The 17,063-nt window shown below is 68.2% G+C and carries 17 protein-coding genes and 2 pseudogenes; 11 read left to right on the forward strand and 8 right to left on the reverse strand.

Going from position 1 to position 17,063, the window contains the following annotated elements; all coding sequences use genetic code 11:
• Positions 1-33: 33 nt before the first annotated feature.
• Together BG418_RS08145 and BG418_RS08150 are read left to right on the forward strand one after the other, a co-directional pair.
• The gene (locus BG418_RS08145) at positions 34-375 is read left to right on the forward strand and encodes a cyclic-phosphate processing receiver domain-containing protein (protein WP_188273056.1); all 342 of its coding nucleotides are present in this window, start codon (positions 34-36) and stop codon (positions 373-375) included.
• A gap of 876 nt (positions 376-1,251) precedes the next feature.
• Positions 1,252-1,857, forward strand: a complete 606-nt coding sequence (locus tag BG418_RS08150) for a dihydrofolate reductase family protein (protein ID WP_188273057.1) — start codon at positions 1,252-1,254, stop codon at positions 1,855-1,857.
• Between the two features lie 58 nt (positions 1,858-1,915).
• Here the strand turns inward: BG418_RS08150 and BG418_RS08155 are convergent, their stop codons facing one another.
• The 5 genes and pseudogenes from BG418_RS08155 to def form a co-directional block, all read right to left on the reverse strand.
• On the reverse strand, positions 1,916-2,314 hold the full coding sequence (locus BG418_RS08155) for a GerW family sporulation protein (RefSeq protein ID WP_188273058.1): 399 nt from the start codon (positions 2,312-2,314) through the stop codon (positions 1,916-1,918).
• Positions 2,315-2,804: 490 nt separating this feature from the next.
• Positions 2,805-2,960 carry a hypothetical protein gene (locus BG418_RS39685; protein WP_223184538.1) on the reverse strand — a complete coding sequence of 52 codons (156 nt, stop codon included), beginning with the start codon at positions 2,958-2,960 and terminating at the stop codon, positions 2,805-2,807.
• A gap of 18 nt (positions 2,961-2,978) precedes the next feature.
• Positions 2,979-3,741, reverse strand: a pseudogene (locus BG418_RS08165) (IS5 family transposase); the annotation flags it as partial.
• Positions 3,742-3,905: 164 nt separating this feature from the next.
• Positions 3,906-4,757 (reverse strand): MOSC domain-containing protein, encoded by an 852-nt coding sequence (locus BG418_RS08170; protein WP_223184539.1) that lies wholly within the window; start codon positions 4,755-4,757, stop codon positions 3,906-3,908.
• A gap of 60 nt (positions 4,758-4,817) precedes the next feature.
• Complete coding sequence (def, locus tag BG418_RS08175) at positions 4,818-5,480, reverse strand: peptide deformylase (RefSeq protein WP_188273059.1); 663 nt, start codon at positions 5,478-5,480, stop codon at positions 4,818-4,820.
• 111 nt (positions 5,481-5,591) lie between these two features.
• Here def and BG418_RS08180 point away from each other — a divergent pair, with 111 nt between their 5' ends.
• Both BG418_RS08180 and BG418_RS08185 read left to right on the forward strand, forming a co-directional pair.
• On the forward strand, positions 5,592-6,173 hold the full coding sequence (locus BG418_RS08180) for a helix-turn-helix domain-containing protein (protein WP_188273060.1): 582 nt from the start codon (positions 5,592-5,594) through the stop codon (positions 6,171-6,173).
• Between the two features lie 409 nt (positions 6,174-6,582).
• Positions 6,583-6,996 (forward strand): nuclear transport factor 2 family protein, encoded by a 414-nt coding sequence (locus BG418_RS08185; protein WP_188273061.1) that lies wholly within the window; start codon positions 6,583-6,585, stop codon positions 6,994-6,996.
• 167 nt (positions 6,997-7,163) lie between these two features.
• Here BG418_RS08185 and BG418_RS08190 read toward each other — a convergent pair.
• Positions 7,164-7,304: pseudogene (locus BG418_RS08190) on the reverse strand (IS5/IS1182 family transposase); the annotation flags it as partial.
• 67 nt (positions 7,305-7,371) lie between these two features.
• Between BG418_RS08190 and BG418_RS08195 the strand changes: the two are divergent.
• Both BG418_RS08195 and BG418_RS08200 read left to right on the forward strand, forming a co-directional pair.
• The gene (locus BG418_RS08195; RefSeq protein ID WP_188273062.1) at positions 7,372-7,848 is read left to right on the forward strand and encodes a hypothetical protein; all 477 of its coding nucleotides are present in this window, start codon (positions 7,372-7,374) and stop codon (positions 7,846-7,848) included.
• Between the two features lie 165 nt (positions 7,849-8,013).
• Complete coding sequence (locus tag BG418_RS08200; RefSeq protein WP_188273063.1) at positions 8,014-8,328, forward strand: hypothetical protein; 315 nt, start codon at positions 8,014-8,016, stop codon at positions 8,326-8,328.
• 504 nt (positions 8,329-8,832) lie between these two features.
• Here the strand turns inward: BG418_RS08200 and BG418_RS08210 are convergent.
• The gene (locus BG418_RS08210; RefSeq protein ID WP_188273064.1) at positions 8,833-9,342 is read right to left on the reverse strand and encodes a hypothetical protein; all 510 of its coding nucleotides are present in this window, start codon (positions 9,340-9,342) and stop codon (positions 8,833-8,835) included.
• A 391-nt stretch (positions 9,343-9,733) separates the two neighbouring features.
• Here BG418_RS08210 and BG418_RS08215 point away from each other — a divergent pair, with 391 nt between their 5' ends.
• Positions 9,734-10,831 (forward strand): bile acid:sodium symporter, encoded by a 1,098-nt coding sequence (locus tag BG418_RS08215; protein ID WP_188273065.1) that lies wholly within the window; start codon positions 9,734-9,736, stop codon positions 10,829-10,831.
• Positions 10,832-10,916: 85 nt separating this feature from the next.
• Here the strand turns inward: BG418_RS08215 and BG418_RS08220 are convergent, their stop codons facing one another.
• Complete coding sequence (locus BG418_RS08220) at positions 10,917-12,245, reverse strand: HAMP domain-containing sensor histidine kinase (RefSeq protein WP_188273066.1); 1,329 nt, start codon at positions 12,243-12,245, stop codon at positions 10,917-10,919.
• A gap of 173 nt (positions 12,246-12,418) precedes the next feature.
• Between BG418_RS08220 and BG418_RS08225 the strand changes: the two genes are divergently transcribed.
• The 4 genes from BG418_RS08225 to BG418_RS08240 are packed head-to-tail and all read left to right on the forward strand — an operon-like array spanning position 12,419 to position 17,040.
• A complete protein-coding gene (locus BG418_RS08225; RefSeq protein WP_188273067.1) occupies positions 12,419-13,051 on the forward strand; it encodes a hypothetical protein in 633 nt (210 codons plus the stop codon).
• A gap of 5 nt (positions 13,052-13,056) precedes the next feature.
• On the forward strand, positions 13,057-13,737 hold the full coding sequence (locus BG418_RS08230; RefSeq protein ID WP_188273068.1) for an ABC transporter ATP-binding protein: 681 nt from the start codon (positions 13,057-13,059) through the stop codon (positions 13,735-13,737).
• Positions 13,724-14,386: an ABC transporter ATP-binding protein gene (locus BG418_RS08235; protein WP_188273069.1), complete on the forward strand. Its 663-nt coding sequence runs from the start codon at positions 13,724-13,726 to the stop codon at positions 14,384-14,386. The genes BG418_RS08230 and BG418_RS08235 overlap by 14 nt, the downstream gene beginning before the upstream one ends.
• Positions 14,383-17,040, forward strand: coding sequence for an FtsX-like permease family protein (locus BG418_RS08240; protein WP_188273070.1), 2,658 nt, complete (start codon positions 14,383-14,385; stop codon positions 17,038-17,040). The genes BG418_RS08235 and BG418_RS08240 overlap by 4 nt, the downstream gene beginning before the upstream one ends.
• Positions 17,041-17,063: the final 23 nt, after the last annotated feature.

Consider the following 17,063-nt stretch of genomic DNA (forward strand, 5'->3'; position numbering starts at 1 on the left):
GTCGCTCGACTGTTCTACTGGGATGATGGTCAGGTGAAAGAGAACCCGCCCGTACCAACGCCGCCCGTCATCCTCGGCATTGACGACCTCCGGCCGCTGCCCAGAGCCACACGGATCGCCCGCACCAGCAGCGAAGGTATCCAGCTCCTGCAAGAGCACCACGACACCTTCATCGACGAACTCTGGCTCGACCATGACCTCGGCGGCGACGACAGCATCTTGCCCGTAGTGACCCTTATGGAAGAAGCCGCCTTCAACGCACGGCCTTTCCGTATCGGAACGGTCTTCGTTCACAGCGCCAATCCCATTGGAGCCGAGACCGTCGTCCGGTCGCTCGCACGCTGGAGCTACCGAGTCCGGCGGGCAACGGCTTAGGAAAGCTGACACGGCGTTGAGATCCCAGCGTTTGACACGTTGGGAGACGGTGAAAGAAGCCAAGGGTCAGAGAAGCAGCGCCCGGTACGGAGTCGGTGGCGGCCACAGCTGGCCGGAGGGGTGAAGAGGTTCTCGCTGGGCTGGGCCGGAAGGACTTCCTTCAACCCGGGCCAGAGCGGCCGGATCCGTGCCACGTACCCGTTCTCCGCTGTTGAGACCCGGCACCGGGTCCGCCTGGCTGGCGGGGTGGAGGCGTGGTCGATATACGCGATCGACGCCCTGAACTTCTTCACCGGTCCCGCTTCTGCCGCGCAGCGGACGCGGAAATGCCTTGAGGTGAACGGCCAGGTCATTACCCAGGACCGTGCCCTGGAGGTCGCGGTGCAGACGGCCCGCTCCCTGATCATCACCAGCAACCGGGCACCCAGCGACTGGTATCCCCTGCTCCCCCAACCCCGTCGTCGCCGAATCGCTCCTGGACCGGCTGATCAACACCAGCCACCAAGTCATCATGAACGGCCCCAGCTACCGCCCCAACAAACGCCCCAGGAACCCCACCGACAAAAACGGAACGGCCACCGCGAAGGACAGCTGACCGCAGGAGTCCTCCGCTCGGCGCCTGAGCACTGAGGCCCAGGCGTTGAGTTCTGCCCATGTCTCCTGCGCTGGTCGATATTGATGTTGAAGTTGGAGACGCTGCCGTCGGCGGCGGTCAGAGTGACCTGACCGAACGTGATGATCACAGCGGAGTTGCCTGCCGGACCCCGGTTGTGGGATCCGGCATCGCGGTGAGACACCGTGGTGCTGCGTCACGGAAGTTCCGCCGATGAGTTTCCGGCGGCCGTACGGTCTACCCGTCGACGAAGGGAGCACATCATGCGCAAGATCATCGTTTGTACGTTCCTGACACTGGACGGCGTCATGCAGGCGCCGGGCGGTCCGGACGAGGACGCGGGGAGCGGCTTCAAGCACGGGGGCTGGCAGAAGCCGGTGTCCGACGACGAGGTCGGCTCGGCCATCACGGGTTGGTACGAGCTCTCCGACGCGATGCTGCTGGGCCGTAAGACGTACGAGATCTTCGCGTCGTACTGGCCGACCGCCGATCCCGATAACCCGTTCACCGATCGGATGAACAGCATGCACAAGTACGTGGCGTCTCGGACCCTGACGTCCGTCCAGTGGCAGAACTCCACGCTGCTGGAGGGCGACGTCGTCGACGCCGTGCGCACGCTGAAGGCATCCGACGGCGGCAACATCAACGTCGTTGGCAGTGGCGACCTCGCCCAGACCCTCATGCAGCACGACCTCGTCGACGAGTACCGGCTGACCATCCACCCGGTGATCATCGGCACCGGCAAGCGGCTGTTCGCCGACGGAGCGATCCCCACTGCGCTGGAACCCGTCAGCGTCTCGACGACGAAAGGCGGCACCGTCCTCGGCATCTACCGGCCGAACGGAAAGCCCAGCTACGACAGCTACTGATTCATTCGCTTTGAGAGGGCGGTACGTGAGTTGATGTCTGGTTCGTCGTTGCAGCTGTTCAGCGAGGGCTGCGCTTGGCGAGGCGGCGAACGAGCAGGGGGACGACGGTTCCTGCCAGGAGGGCGGCGAGCGGTACGGCGACATTCACCCAGGGGGCTCGGAGGGGTTTGTAGGTGGCGGTGCCGTCTTTGATCTCGATGTAGCCGCGGGGGCGGGCGCCGGCTCCGCCCCCTCCTTGGCCGGTGTTGGCGGCTCCGGCTTCGGGGCCCGTGCCCCCGGCGAATCCGAAGCCGATTTCGGCGACCGGAATGACGGTGATTCCGTCGCTGGTGACGGGTTCGCCGAAGACGGCTGACACCGAGGCCCGCCTACCGAGCTGTTCGGCCAGGCGCTCCATCAGGGCTGCGGCCGTGTCGGCCTGCGGGACGGGCTGGTCCGGCGTGTCTGAGCTGGTCATCGGATACCTCCGGGGTGGCGGGTACGGCGGTACCGAGGATATGGGGGCCTGGCATGGGCCGCGTGTGGATCGGTTGCGTAGCAGGGGGCCGGGCACACCACGACCCCCTCGAAACAGCTGTCGGGGACGGGTAGTTGCTGGGCTTCTGCACGGCAGAAGCCGTGGTGATGCTGCTGCGCTTCATGTTCGCCGAGCGGCACTATCAAAGGCCGGGGTGTCTGGTTCGTCGTTGCGGTTGAGACAAGCGGACTGATCGGGGCACTCGTCGAGGGGTTACGGTCGTGGTTGGGTGAACAGTCCCGGCTCGGTCTCGATCAGGACCCCGCGGCGGACCAGGCGCTTGGGCTTGGTGCGAACGTTGTTGACGTTGTTCGGCACGATCTCCAGGTCCATCGCCTCGCAGACGCGCCGTGCCGTGCCCGCAACGGACCGTCGGCATCGGCGGACACCGCCAGTTCGGTGGCCTGGTCGAGTTCGCTCAGCAGCGCGGTCAGTTCCGCGATCTTCTCGTGGGCGGCCCCACTTGCGTGGCGATCTGCTGTTCGCGGGCTTCCAGGCGGGCCAGCACCGAGCCGAGGGTGTGGTGCGGGTCCTCGCTCATGCGCCGCGCCAGGAGGTGGAGGTTGCCGGTCAGCCGACGGGCCATCACATCGCCTATGGCTCAGTGCACCCGTGATTCGGCGGTGGCGGGACGGTGCTCGTAGTCGCGGACGAGACGCCGGTGCAGCATCAAGATCCCGTTGGTCTGCTCGACCGCCCACCGCTTGGGTTGGGGCACGAAGCCGACCTCCGCCGGGTTGCGCTCGACGACTTCGACCTCGATGCCCACCTGCTGGCCGTGGGCCACGACGGTGTTCTTGAACCCCCTGGTCCACCAAGGCCTTCTTGACCGTGTCGGTCCCGGCGGCGACCTTGTCCAGCAGGGCGGTGCCGGCGGCGTTGTCGTGGGCGGAGGCGGCCAGCACCACCACCGCGATCACCAGGCCCAACACATCAACGGCCAGGCCGCGCTTGCGACCTGGCACCTTTTTTGCCGCGTCCCGTCCCGTCGTGTCCTCGGGCACCCCGGCGGCCGCGTGCAGGCTCTGGGTATCCAGCACCACCAGGCTGGGATCAACGAGGCGGCCCTTGCTCTCGCGGACCTGCCAGCGCAACAGGTCGTGGATGACCTGGTCGATGCCATCGTCGCGCCACCTGGCGAAGTAGCAGTACACCGCGCCGCGCGGAGGCAGGCCGTGCGGCAGGTAGTCCCACTGGCAGCCGGTACGACTCCCGTAGAGCTGCGCGTTTACGGTCTCCCGCATCTCGTACCGGTCCTCGTGCCCGCTGACGGAGGGATGCTGGGCCTTCCACGCGGTGATCACGGGCTCGATCAGCGCCCACCGCTCGTCGGACAAGTCGCTCCTGTAGGGCATGCGGTCGCTCACGCAGTCACTCCAGCACGGCCGAGCCTCGCGGCACGCCACAGGTCCGCACAGTCACACGTTCAAGCGACGACGAAACCGACATAAGTTCACGTATCACCCTCTGACGCAACCATGAGGTCACACTCAGCCACCCGCCTGATCGGCTGGTCGGCTGATCTGATCAATCAAGATCCGTTCTGCCGCGTGATCGAGTCGCCCAGCCGGACCGTGCCGGGTTCGAGGACATCCAGGTACACCCCAAAGCAGGCCAGCCGCCCCAAGTCGAAGACAGGGACCCGATGTTCTCGGGCGATCGCACGCATGATGCCAGGGTCGGCCTTCAGTTCGTCATGGCCGAGAGTGGGGACCACGCAGCGGGGCGTGGGCACCACCACGCGAAACAGCGCCTCGCCTACGCGCAACTGCCAGTCCTGCCAGCCATCCTCGATGAAGGCCGGTGCCCCACCGGTGTCGACGACCAGGTTCGGCCGGAAACGACGCGGATCGAAATCGCCGGTGGGATAGACGGCTTTGAGCCCTGCCAGTGAGGACGTGGTGACGAGGTGGACCCGGCCGTAGTCGAAGAACGTTCCCGACGCCACCTTGCCCACGGTGATCTCCTCGCCCGTGCTGTCCACAGATGCCGTTGCCCGCACGGCATCCGGGACACCGCCTTCGTACTCCGGCACCGCACGCTCCAGCGTGCTGTGAGCAGGAGCGCTCGCTGCGACGAAGACCGGGCGTTCCAGCAGCTTGGACAGCCGGGTATCCACATCGGGATCGTCGACCGTGCGGATCACTCCATCGGGCAGTTCAACCTCGACGGTGTCATCGGCAATCCGGCTTCGACAGCCCAGCAATCGGCCCCACTTACGCGGGTGCTTGGCGCTCCCGACCGCACCCGCCTCGTCGAGCACGGCGTGCGTCCGGTCGCCGGACAGTCCTGCCTGAGTCACCACCACGGACGCAAGATCCTCGCCGAGCATGGACTTGACCGGATACCGGCGTAGAGCCGCCACAGTACCTATAGAGATCATTTATGACGCTCCCGACCACACGGATGACTGGTGATGCCGATCACGAAGCTATGCGACGTCTCACCGCCCCAGACTGGCGGCCTTGATCGCGCGTTGCGCGAAGACGTCCTGCTGGCAGTCTTCCATCTGCCGCACGGCGTCCTTGCGGTCCCGCTTGGAGAGCCGGTCAAGATACGTGTGACCAAAGAGGTGGTCGGTCTCATGCTGCAGACATCGGGCGAAGTAACCCGTTCCTTCGATGACGAGCGGGTTGCCGTCCTTGTCGAGCCCACGAGCGACGGCACGATCGGTGCGGGGAACCGCCATGGTGGCGCCGGGCACGGACAGGCAGCCCTCGAAGTCGTCAACGAGCCGGCGGCTACCCGGATCGGGCAGGTCCAGAACCGCGTTGATGAGGTGACCGACATGCCGAATCCCCTCGTCATCCGGGCAGTCGTACACGAACAACCGCAGGTCTACGCCCACCTGGTTGGCAGCCAGGCCGGCACCGTCGGCCACATACATGGTCGCGAACATGTCGTCGATCAACGCCGACAACTCCGGAGTCCCGAACTCGGTCACCTCCCGGCATGGACGGCTCAGCACTTCCTCACCCACCACCGTGACCCTGCGAACCGAACCCCGCTCCGCCTCTGGCGGCAGCGCTGGATAGGCGTCCACCGGGTGGCCTTGCACACGGACTCGTCGGTCGACGGAACGGGACCGCTCCTGACGAACAGACACGGATGTCTCCCTTTTGTGCGCGCCACAGATGCCGCGGAGGTCACCGCGGCTGATTGCCTTCAGCAGGACTACTGCTTGCCAAGTTCTTTGCAAAGTAGCAGACTTTGCAAAGTGACTGAAGATGACGTCAACGTCCCGGACGGCCGGACAGCCAGCAGCAGCGACGAACTGCGCGAGCACGAAGTCCGCACAGCCTTGCTGGACCTGCTCGCCGAAGTCGGCACCGTCACGGCCACCGAAGCCGCCTCCCGGCTGGGCTACAGCTCTGGCCTCTGCTCATTCCACCTACGGCAGCTCGCACGTCACGAACACATCGAAGAGGCCCCCCACAGCGGGGGCCGCGCACGTCCCTGGCGTCTGAAGCAGCACAACCCCGCTGCCGACGGGCCGATGGAGGAGCAATTCGGCGACCTGGCCCGCGGACTGGAGGACGAGAGCTGGCAGCGATGGCTGACTCAGCGGAATGAGGCACCGTCCGAATGGCGCCACGACGAAGCCTTCAGTGCCGTCGCCTACCTGACACCGGCAGAGATGAGCCGGGTCGCGAACGCGATCCGACGAGCCCTCGCGCCCTACCAGGACCGCGAACAACGCCCCCTGGCCCGGCCCGACGATGCTCGACCGGTGGCCCTCATCACCCGACTGTTCCCCCTGCTCCCCCACCCAGCGGACGGCGCGGACCAGAACTCATGAGACGTCGGCCGTCTTGCACCCGCTTGAGGAAACGACACGACGCTGAGACGGCAGGCAGACGACCCGACGCGAGACCGTTTGAAAACGTCCAGGTCACCGCGCCGCTGCGTGACGCCAAGGCCGAGAACCTAGAACCACCCAGCCTACGTTCACGGTGCGGGGGCGGCATGCGGCGCACGACTGGTTGCGCCGCGGCACGCATTGCTGATGTGACTGAGTGCCTGAGTTGGCGGTCCTCGCCAACTCAGGTGCTCAATTCCTGGGGCCGGGCGTGGCCCCGTGTCGTGCACGATCGCGATTGGTGATGACTGCAGGTGCGGAATGCTTCTTGATCAGCGCCGTGCCTGCGGCTTGACTTCGGGCAGGGCGGAAGGGCCGCCCCGACTCAACGAAGGGGCGGAACAACCTCATGACCAGCATCGAACCCAGGGACGTGCTGCAGCGCTACTTCGACGCGCTGGCGGTCGGCGATCAGGACGTGATCTGGGACTCCTGGGCCGAGGACGGCAGCTGCTGGTACGGCGGTGACCTGCCGATTTCCGGCACCTGGCAGGGCCGGGACCAGGTGATCAACGGGTTCCTGGCGACCGCCTTCGCTCACCTGGACCCGGACCGTGAGATCGGCGTGCGGGTCACCAACGTCTTCGGCGAGGGCGAACAGGTGCTCGTCGAGTGGGACTCCTGGGCGACCGGCAAGACCGGCAGGCCGTACCACCAGAAGAACATCGGCGTCTTCACCGTCCGCGACGGAAAGATCGTCACCATGCGCGAGTACGCCGACACCCAGCACTGGCAGCGCGCCCTGGTCCCCAACCCGTCCTGAACCACCGGACCCCGCCCCTCCGGGATATCGGAAGAGCCTCCCGGATGTGGGCGCGGTGGTTCTTGATGGCGGGCTGCACAGGTCGTGGCGGAAGCGGGTCTGTAAAGCCTTCGGTCTAACTGGTGTGGTTTGCGGTTCAGTTGTGGGCTGCTGAGAGGCGTCCATCGAAAAGGAAGCGAGCTGCCGCAGGGGCAGGTTCGTGCGCCAGTGCGCGGCAACCAGAAGAACCGGGTCCCCAGTGGCAGGCTCCACGGTCGGCCCCTGCGGACGGGGTCCGCGCCATCGCGCCGTAGCGCGGTAATCAGCTTGCGCCGGCTTGCCGCTCGCAGGCGTCACCGCGGATCTCGATCTCCATAGGATCAACAGCATGGGACGATGACCGCCATGTCGGGTCAGGTCTGGGTATCACTCATATCGTTGGGCGGCGTCGCCCTCGGCAGCATGCTGTCCTACCTCGTCCAGCACAGGACTCAGCAGTCAGCTGAACGTGCCGAACAACAGCGCCAGCAGATCGCGTTGTCGGAGACCCGGCGAGCGGAGCGGCTGACACTGCTGGAGCGGTTCATCGAGGTCGGCGCCGAGGCCGAACGCGCCGCCTTCAGCCGACCGGCAGAGTTCGACGACACCCACCCCTGGCACCGCACGACCCAGGACGTCATGAACAGGCTGTGGGTCGCGGAGCGGCTCCTGCGCATCCAGTTCCCCCTGCCCGTGCATGACGCCGCACGCGCCTACTTCCTCGACCTCAACCGGACCGTGTGGGAAGGCCTGCCCGACGGCGAGAGCGTGCGGGACTATCTGGAAGACAACCGGCTGGCGTTCCTCGACGCGGCCCGAGCCGTCATGGGATAACCCACAGGCAATCCGCGAAGATCTTTTGCGTGACAGCCCTCATGCCGTGTATCGGAAGTGGATGTCGCACTCGACGTCACCACTGGAGATCCACATCGGTGCCGTGCAGCAGGCCGAGCAGGCGACGGTCCGTATAGTTCCGAGGGCGCTGAAGAGGGGGACGGCATGGGTGAGGTACTGAAGCGACGCCCGGTTCTGGGGAGACTTGTGATCGCGGCCTTCGGCCTGACGATGCTCGGCGTTTCGAGTTGGTTCTTGAGCAAGGTGGTCGGCGCCGACTTCCCGCGGCGGCCTGTTTGGGACGTTGGAAGTGCAGGGCCCTGGGTGGCTTCATACACGCGCGCCATCGCTGCAGGGTCCTGGACGGCGGCGCATGCCTGCCTGATGCTGGCCGCCCTGATCCTGGTGCGGGATTTTGCATCGCAGCTCATAGGCGCGATCCGCAGGGTCACCCGGCGGCCTGGCCACCGGGTGTCTTGAGGCAGCCATGGCGTAACTGTGCTGGTCACAGCCACTCGTTGATGGCCGCGATGAGAACGGTCGCCTCGTAGCGGACCGCGAGCTTGTCATATCGTGTGGCCACGGCGCGGTGCCTTTTGAGGCGATTGATGCATTCGACCGCGTGCCGAGCCTTGTAGTCCTCCGCGTCGAACCTGGGGGCCGGCCGCCGCGAGAGCCGAGCTTGTTGCGGTTGCGGGCCTGGTCGGCCTGGTCGGGGATGGTGCGTCGGCGCAGGTAGGAACGGTTCTTGCGGGAGGCGTACGGATTGCCAGCGCGCGCTCGATCGGGGCGAACGCGAGGCCGGCCCTGCCCCAGGACCTGCTCGCAGGTAAGCTCCTCAAGGACCAACTCCTGCTCCTCGTCGACGTCGACGAACCGATCCCCGCCTACGCAGCGGGAGTTGGAGCGACGACAACGACCGCCAGGACATCGATCCCGGCTGGTGCCCCGCATGAGGTGTCCGCTGGCAGCGCTGCTTCCGCCTCACCAGCGGCGGAGGCAGTCCGGGTCGCGGACGGCCAACGTCGATGCCAGGGCGCGCAGGTCGGTATCGGTGACGTGCTTTCCGTATGTGGAGAGCACGATCACGAAGCCCTCCCGGCGCACGAAGTAGAAGACGCTGTATGGATTGACGGTGCGCCAGGTGTTCACGGCCAGCTGCTCGCATGCGCCCCGCACCGTGCTTCCCAGGTCGACCGTGTCGCAGGCCGGCGGCTGGAAGCTGGGCTGCACGGGTGCCACGGTCACGTGGACGGTCCAGCCGTTGGGGTCGTTGGTGTCGACGTCTGTCCGCCTGGGCCACAGGACGAAGCCGAACCACGGGCCGTACTTGTCGGCCATCGGATGCTCGATGCGGTAGCCGGCGACATCGGGTGCGAACAGCGGAACACCGGCAGCGACGAGTTCGCTCCGCCTGCGCGCATCCGCGCGGTGGTCGCCCACGAGTGCCGAGAGCGGCCAGAGCAGGGCGCCCACATCTGTGTCTGGCAGCACGGCGTCTCGATCTACGGGTGGGGCACCGACCGCGATGGTGGCTTCAGCTCCCTCCTTCCCACATCCCACGCTCATCAGCGGAAAGGCGACCATTCGACTGCGGTCCACGGACATGGCGGCCGTGACCGACGATGAACCGCGCGCACGGCCTACCGTGTTCCGCCCCTGCGGCTGGATGTGCGGCAATATCCGGCGGTCCGACCATTGGGGGCGTGGTGATACAGCCGGTCCGCGTGCACCCTGACCGGCCAGGAAGGGCGGAAACTGCCTCGGCCGACGGGAAACGGATCCCGATGATCGCGAGGCCGGTGCGGGCGGGGTGCAGGCTGACGAGTGGCGCTCCGAACCTCACCCCACCCCAGTGCTCTCTGTAGTCGATATGATCCGCTGCGTGATTATCCGTGGGGTGGCGGCAGCACAGCAGTGGCTGCTCGGTCTGATGCTGGGCTGTTACGTCGTGGCCGGGATCGTGCCGGGCCCCGGTGAAGTGATGCGCGGGCTGAGACTCCCCCTCGCGGTCGGCGGCAGAGAGTTGACGCTGTCCATGGGGCTGCTAGCCATCATGCTTTTCAATGCCGGTCTCGGAGTCCGCGTCAGGGACATCGGCGGTGTACTGCGCCGACCACTGCCGCTCCTGCTGGGCATTACTGCCAACGCGCTGCTGCCCGTCGTGCTCCTGCCGGCCCTCGCGCTTTTCCTGCGCTCATGGCCGGACCTACTTGAGGTGGAATGCCTCCTTGTCGGAGTGATGCTGGTACTGGCGATGCCCATCGCGGGCGGAGCGGCATCCTGGGGACAGAATGCCGGCGGGAACGTACCGCTGGTCGTGGCCATGGTTCTCGGCTCGACGCTGCTCAGCCCACTCACTGTCCCCCTCGGACTGCATCTGGCCGGCCAGCTCGTCGGTCCTGGCGGCACCGGCGGCCTGGACGACACCACCCGCCTCGACAGCCTCGCCGACACCGGGGCCGGCCCGTTCGCTCTGGCTTCGGTCGTACTCCCCTGCCTGGCAGGGATCCTCGCGCGAGCCCTGCTCGGCGATCGCCGGATCAGCCGGGTGCTGCCCTGGATCAAGGCGCTCAACCTCGTGAACGTCCTGCTGCTCTGCTACATCAACGCCGCCGGGGCGCTCGGCCAGGCGCTCACCCACCCCGATCCGGATCTGCTGGTCCTGTCACTTGCGGTGTCCGCCGCAGCGTGCGCACTCTCGTTCCTGCTCGGCCGGTGGCTGTCCCGCTGGACCCGGTGCAACGGTCCGGACCACATCTCGCTCACGCTCGCCACCGGCATGAACAACACCAGCGCGGCCGCAGTCCTGGCCGCCGCATGGTTCTCGCACCGGCCCGAAGTGCTCCTGCCCATCCTGTCCTACAGCCTTCTCCAGAAGACCATGGCCACAGCGATGGGCAGCTCTCCGGGCGCAAGCGGCTCCCTCCCTTCCGCTGCCCCGGCCGCACTCAAACTCAGCAAGGTTTCCGGAAAGCGATAACGACGCCATCAGCGGCGGTCGCAGCTGCCCTGGTGAGGACAGGAAGGCCCGGCCATGCCAGCGTTGTGGTCTCCCACCGTCGCGGTTACGGCCGGCTCCCCGCGGCAGGCCGACGGCTGTCGTCTCCCGGGAGGCCGAGGGGGACGAGGAGGGTGAACCGGGTGGGTGCGTGGGAGGCAAGGGAGAGTCTGCCGTCCAGAGCGCCTGCCAGGTCTTGGGCCAGGGACAGGCCGATGCCTTCGCCGGGGCCGGTCGTGTGGCCTCGTGTGAACAGCTCCGCCGGGGCGATGTCCAGTGTTCCCTCGTCGCTCACGTCGAAGGCGAGGGCGTCCTCGAAGTCCCGGACTGTCACTTCGACCGTTCCGCGGCCGTGCAGGCGGGCGTTGTCGAGCAGAATGTCGAGGATCTGGGTGACGGCCCTGCCGGGAATCAGTGCCTGGGCGGTTGCCTCAGGCGCGGCGCACTCCAGGCGTCGGCCGTCGTCGGCGAAGAGGCCGTGCCAGCGGCTCGCGAGGTCGTCAAGGATGCGGCCCACCGGTTCCCCGGCGGTCGCTGCTGCGGGCTGTCGGACCGTCCGGGTCAGGCGGAGCACGTCCTCCACTGTCTGGTGAAGGTGGCGGGTGGATGCCAGGGCCTCCTCGACTGCGGGACGCAGCCGGGAATCGTCCTGGGCAAGGGCCGTCTCCAGGGTGAGCTGAAGACCCGTCAGCGGGGTGCGCAGCTGGTGGGAGGCATTGGCGGTGAAGTTCTTTTCGTGTTGCAGGAGTTCGGACAGGCTTTGCAGCATGTCGTTGTGGGTGCGGGCGACCTGGTCGATCTCGTTGATGGGGCTGGGCCGGGCGCGCGCGGTGAGGTCGCCGTCGGTGACGGCCCGGCATTGGCGTGAGAGGTCTTCCAGCGGGGCTGCGAGGACGCGTGCCTGGTGGCGGGCGACGAGTATCGCCACGGCCAGCGCCAGCAGGGCCACGCCGAGCAGCGCTCCCCAGCCGGCCAGGACCCGGTTCCAGACCGCACCGGCGGGAGCCGAGGCGCGGACGACACCAATGACCTGCTCGTTGTGGGAGACGGGTACGGCGATGACCAGATCGCTCCCGGTCTGTGAGCGGACCGCGGCTGCGGCCAGTGCCTGCTGGACGGCCCGGTCCCCGCTCTGCGGCCCAGCGCCTGTTTTCAGGCGCGGGCCTGCATCGTAGAGGCCCAAGTGCTCGCCCGCTGCGGGAGTGGGCAGTTCCACCGGGTCGCCGGTGGTGAAGTCCGGGCTGACGCGGACGGCACCGGCGAGGGCGTCGCGTTCAAGGGCTTCGCGCTGGTGGGCGAAGAAGTAGGACTTGATGGCGAGGCCGAGTGGGATGGCCAGCAGGACCAGGGCAACCAGTACCGCTGTGACGGCCACGCGCACCACACGCTGTCTCATGCCCTTCATGGTGATGCCTGCCTGTTCACCGGCCGAGCCCGCCTCGCGGTTTTGCCGTCCTCTAACCCTCCTCGGGCGGGACGTTAACCGGCTGCTCACTAGCGTTGCTGCCATCACCGTCCGCCCCCGGCGAGTCCCGGCGGGGCTCCGAAGGGCCCGAGAAGGGCAGTGCCATGAAGCACGGAAGCACCCTTGCTGTCGCCGCACTGGTACTCACCGCGGCGGTGAGTGCCGGCTGCTCAAACTCCGGTCCGAGCCACAACGCCGAGCCGGGAAATTCGGTGAGCGCGGCGCGCAGTCATCTCCCGGGCGCCCATACACCGGCGCCGACCGAGACGAATCCGCCCGGAGACATCCCCGACAACCAGGCGTTCGTCGTCTACCAACCACCAGCCGGTGGCTTCACCGTGAAGGTGCCGGAGGGCTGGGCCCACAGCGCCCAGGGCGGCACGACGGTGTTCACGGACAAGCTGAACCGGATCGAGATCGCCACGGCCGGCGCGGCAACGGCTCCCACGGTGCAGTCGGTGAACGCGCAGACCGTCCCCGCACTGCGGCAGCGGGTGGCGAACTTCGCCGCGCCTACTGCCTCCCAGGTGACGCGGCATGCCGGCACCGCCGTACTGCTCACATACCAGGGGGATTCATCCCCCGACCCGGTCACCAACAAGGTGATACGGGACGGATTTGAGCGGTACGCGTTCTTCCACCAGGGTCGCGAGGTGGACCTCACGCTGTCCGGACCGGTGCATGCCGACAACGTCGATCCGTGGCGCCTGGTCACCGACTCCTTCACCTGGCAGTGACAGCCATGAGCACCACGGTCATGGCCCTGCAGGCCCGGGAGCTCTACCGGTTCTTCCGGGCCGGTGAGGAGGAGACGCAGGCGTTGCGGGGTGTCTCGCTGTGCGTCCGGCGTGGCGAGACCGTCGCGGTCGTCGGCCCGTCAGGGGCCGGCAAGTCCACCCTGCTGGGGTGTCTGGCCGGCCTCGACGAGCCGTCGGGAGGCGACGTCCGTGTCGACGGCGTACGGATCAGCCACCGGCCGGAGGCCGAACGGGCGAGGCTGCGGGCGCGGGGCATCGGTGTCCTGCTTCAGTCCAACAACCTGGTGGCCCATCTCAGCGTGACGGACAACGTGCGGCTCGCCCGCAGCGCCGTCCGCGGCTCGCCCGCCGTGACGGTAAAGGACCTGCTGGAACAGGTCGGTCTGGCCGGGCGGGCGCGGGCGCTGCCCCGGCAGCTGTCCGGCGGGGAGCTCGCCCGGGCGGGACTGGCCGTCGCCTTGGCCAACTCCCCCGGTGTGCTGCTCGCCGACGAGCCGACGGGTGAACTCGACGGCGGCAGCGAGCGGCTGGTGCTGGAACTGCTGCGCAGCCGAGCCGATGACGGGTGCGGGGTTCTGATCGTCACGCACAGCGCCGAGGCCGTCCAGGTCGCCGACCGGGTGATCACGATGGCCGACGGGAGGGTCCACGATGACGGCCACTGACCTGCTGATCGACTGCCGGGACGTGGCCCGGACCTTCGGCCGCGGACCACGCGCCGTCGTGGCGGTGCACGGCTCGTCCTGCCAGATCCGAGCCGGCGCGCGCCTCGCGGTCACCGGGCCCTCGGGGTCGGGAAAATCCACCTTCCTGCATCTGCTGGCCGGACTGGAGCGGCCCACCAGCGGCACCGTCTCCTGGCCGGCATCGACCGGTCCTCACGACATCGGCCTCGTCTTCCAGGGCAACAGCCTGATCCCGTCCCTGGACGTCGCCGAGAACACCGCACTTCCGCTCGTCCTCGCCGGGATACGCAACGACCGCGCCCGGCAAAGCGCCGAGGCGGCGCTGGCTCTGGTCGACGCCGCCGAACTGGCCGACCGGCTCCCGGAGGAGCTCTCCGGCGGGCAGGGGCAACGGGTCGCCGTCGCCCGTGTGCTGGCCCAGGCCCCACGCGTCATCCTCGCCGACGAACCCACCGGACAACTCGACCACGCCACCGGCCAGCGCGTGCTGGATGCGCTGCTGGCCGTCGCGGACCGGATCGGCGCCGCCCTGGTCGTCACCACCCACGATCCGTCCATAGCCGCGCGATTGGCCGAGCAGCGTCCCATGCACAACGGGCGGCTGCTCCCCGCCGAGGAGACATCATGATCGCCGCATGGGTCGGCGGACTCGCCCGCCACCGGACCGGGCGGCTGCTGGCAACGATCGCCGGCATCGCGCTGGCCGTCTCCCTCATCGCCGCGCTGGGCTCGTTCCTGACCGCGTCCAAAGCGACCATGACGCAGCGCGCGGCCCAGTCAGTGGCGGTGGACTGGCAGGTCGAGGTGCAGAACGGGGCCGATCCCCAGGCGATCCTGACGATCGTGCGCAGCACACCGGGAGTGCGGGCCGCCCTTCCCGTCGGCTTCGCCCACAGTGCGGCCTTCGCGGCGACCGTCGCCGGGACCACACAGACCACCGGTCCCGGCATGGTCCTTGGTCTCCCCGACCAGTACCGCACGCTGTTTCCCCACACGATCCGCCCCTTGACGGGCCAGACCTCCGGGGTTCTCCTGGCGCAGCAGACCGCCTCCAACCTCCACGCCGCTCCCGGCGACACCATCGACATCACCCTGCCCGGCGGCAGCACCCGTCCCGTACGCGTCGACAGCGTCATCGATCTGCCGCAGGCCGATTCGCTGTTCCAGAAGGTCGGCGCGCCGAGCCAGTCCCAACCGCCCGCGCCACCCGACAACGTCATCCTGCTGCCTGCCACGCTCTTCGCCGCACTCACCGCATCCCCCGCTCCAAGCCCCGCAGCCGCCGTCACCACCCAGATCCATGTGGCACGAGACGGCCGCCTGCCGGCCGACCCGGCCGCCGCGTTCACCGCAGTGACCAGGGCCGCCCACAATCTGGAGGCCCGCACCTCCGGCGGCGCGACGGTCGGCGACAACCTCGGTGCGGCCCTGGACGCCGCCCGTCAGGACGCCCTGTACGCGCAGCTCCTCTTCCTCTTCCTCGGCCTGCCGGGGGCCATCCTCGCCGCCGCGCTGACCGCCGCGGTTGCCGCCGCAGGCAGTGAACGGCGCCGCCAGGAACAGAGCTTGCTGCGCCTGCGGGGGCTGCGGCCCCGCCAGATCGCCGCGCTGGCCGGCTTCGAAGCGGGCCTGACCGGTATCACGGGCGCGCTGCTCGGACTCGGCGTCGCGGCGCTGGCGGGGCGGATCGCCTTCGGCACGGCATCGTTCGGAGCCGGTACGGGTGCGGCGGCCACCTGGTTCGGGCTGTCCCTTGCCCTGGGTGTCGCGGTGGCCATGGCGGCCGTACTCGCCCCTGCTCTGCGGGATCTCCATGCCGTCACCGTCGCGGACACCCGCAGGCCGGCCCGCAGGTCCGCCTCGGCATGGTGGCGCCGCATCGGTCTCGACTTCGCCCTGCTGATCGCCTCCTGGCTCGTCTTCCGCGCCTCCTCGGGCAACCAGTACGCCCTCGTCCTCGCCCCGGAAGGGGTGGCGAGCATCTCCGTGTCGTACTGGGCCTTCCTGGGGCCCGCCCTGCTCTGGACAGGCGCCGCCCTGCTCCTGTGGCGGCTGTGCCTCCTTGGCCTCACCCACGGCCGCCCCCTGCTGGCCACTCTGTCCCGGCCGCTGACCGGGACCCTGTCCGCGACCACCGCCGCCACTCTGTCCCGCCGCCGACGCACTGTGGCACGCTCGATCGTCCTGCTCGCGCTCGCCGTGTCCTTCGCGCTGTCCACCGCCACCTTCAACGCCACCTACCGGCAACAGGCCGAGGCCGACGCCCAGTTGACCAACGGTGCCGACGTCACCGTGACCGAACCCCCCGGAGCCCGGATACCACCGAGCGCCGCCACCTCGCTCACCGTGCCCGGGGTGCGCCACGTGGAACCGGTCCAGCACCGGTTCGCCTACATCGGAAGCGACCTCCAGGACCTGTACGGCGTACGCCCCGACACCCTCACCGGCGCGACCTCTCTCCAGGACGCCTACTTCTCCGGCGGCAGCGCCCGCACCCTAATGAACCGTCTCGCCCAGCACCCCGATTCACTGCTGGTCAGCGCCGAAACCGTCGCCGACTTCCAGCTTTCCCCAGGCGACACCATCAACCTCAAGGTCCAGGACAGCCGCACCAAGGCCCTGCGCACCGTGCCGTTCCACTACGCGGGCATCGTCAAGGAGTTCCCCACCGCACCCAAGGACAGCTTCTTCGTCGCCAACGCCTCCTACATCGCCCAGGCCACCGGCAGTGACGCCGTCGGCGCGTTCCTCCTGGACACCGGCGGGACGCAGCAGCAGGCCGTCGCCGCCCGCGTCCACAACCTGCTCGGCACCACCGCCACCGTCACCGACCTCACCCAGACCCGCAACCAGGTGGGCTCCAGCCTCACTTCGGTCGACCTGTCCGGACTCACCAGAATCGAGCTGGCCTTCGCGGTGATCCTGTCCGCCGGGGCCGGCGGGATCGTGCTCGCCCTGGGTCTTGCCGAACGGCGCCGCACCTTCGCCATCGCCGCCGTGCTCGGTGCCAAACCACGCCAACTGCGCGGCATGGTCCTCACCGAGGCACTTCTGATCGCCGCAGGCGGCCTCGCCGGAGGCGCACTGATCGGCTGGGCGCTGTCCGAGATGCTGGTCAAGGTACTCACCGGAGTGTTCGACCCACCACCCGCCACCATCGCCGTCCCCGGCGCCTACCTCGCGCTCACCGCACTGGCCGCCGTCGTGGCGGTCATCGCCGCCGGCCTCAACGCCGTCCGCCACTCCGGGCGACCCGCCGTCGAAGAGCTCCGCGACCTGTGACCCGGCCACCGCCTACCCTGCAC

It is taken from the genome of Streptomyces sp. CBMA152, from assembly GCF_014596475.1.
GTDB lineage: Bacteria > Actinomycetota > Actinomycetes > Streptomycetales > Streptomycetaceae > Streptomyces.

What these genes read in the sequence shown, in the direction of transcription:
- BG418_RS08150 (WP_188273057.1), top strand. Translation starts at nt 1,252, where the DNA reads ATGCGCAAGATCATCGTTTGTACGTTCCTGACACTGGACGGCGTCATG.
- BG418_RS08155 (WP_188273058.1), bottom strand. Translation starts at nt 2,314, where the DNA reads ATGACCAGCTCAGACACGCCGGACCAGCCCGTCCCGCAGGCCGACACG.
- BG418_RS39685 (WP_223184538.1), bottom strand. Translation starts at nt 2,960, where the DNA reads ATGGCCCGTCGGCTGACCGGCAACCTCCACCTCCTGGCGCGGCGCATG.
- BG418_RS08170 (WP_223184539.1), bottom strand. Translation starts at nt 4,757, where the DNA reads ATGATCTCTATAGGTACTGTGGCGGCTCTACGCCGGTATCCGGTCAAG.
- BG418_RS08185 (WP_188273061.1), top strand. Translation starts at nt 6,583, where the DNA reads ATGACCAGCATCGAACCCAGGGACGTGCTGCAGCGCTACTTCGACGCG.
- BG418_RS08195 (WP_188273062.1), top strand. Translation starts at nt 7,372, where the DNA reads ATGACCGCCATGTCGGGTCAGGTCTGGGTATCACTCATATCGTTGGGC.
- BG418_RS08200 (WP_188273063.1), top strand. Translation starts at nt 8,014, where the DNA reads ATGGGTGAGGTACTGAAGCGACGCCCGGTTCTGGGGAGACTTGTGATC.
- BG418_RS08220 (WP_188273066.1), bottom strand. Translation starts at nt 12,245, where the DNA reads ATGAGACAGCGTGTGGTGCGCGTGGCCGTCACAGCGGTACTGGTTGCC.
- BG418_RS08225 (WP_188273067.1), top strand. Translation starts at nt 12,419, where the DNA reads ATGAAGCACGGAAGCACCCTTGCTGTCGCCGCACTGGTACTCACCGCG.
- BG418_RS08230 (WP_188273068.1), top strand. Translation starts at nt 13,057, where the DNA reads ATGAGCACCACGGTCATGGCCCTGCAGGCCCGGGAGCTCTACCGGTTC.
- BG418_RS08235 (WP_188273069.1), top strand. Translation starts at nt 13,724, where the DNA reads ATGACGGCCACTGACCTGCTGATCGACTGCCGGGACGTGGCCCGGACC.
- BG418_RS08240 (WP_188273070.1), top strand. Translation starts at nt 14,383, where the DNA reads ATGATCGCCGCATGGGTCGGCGGACTCGCCCGCCACCGGACCGGGCGG.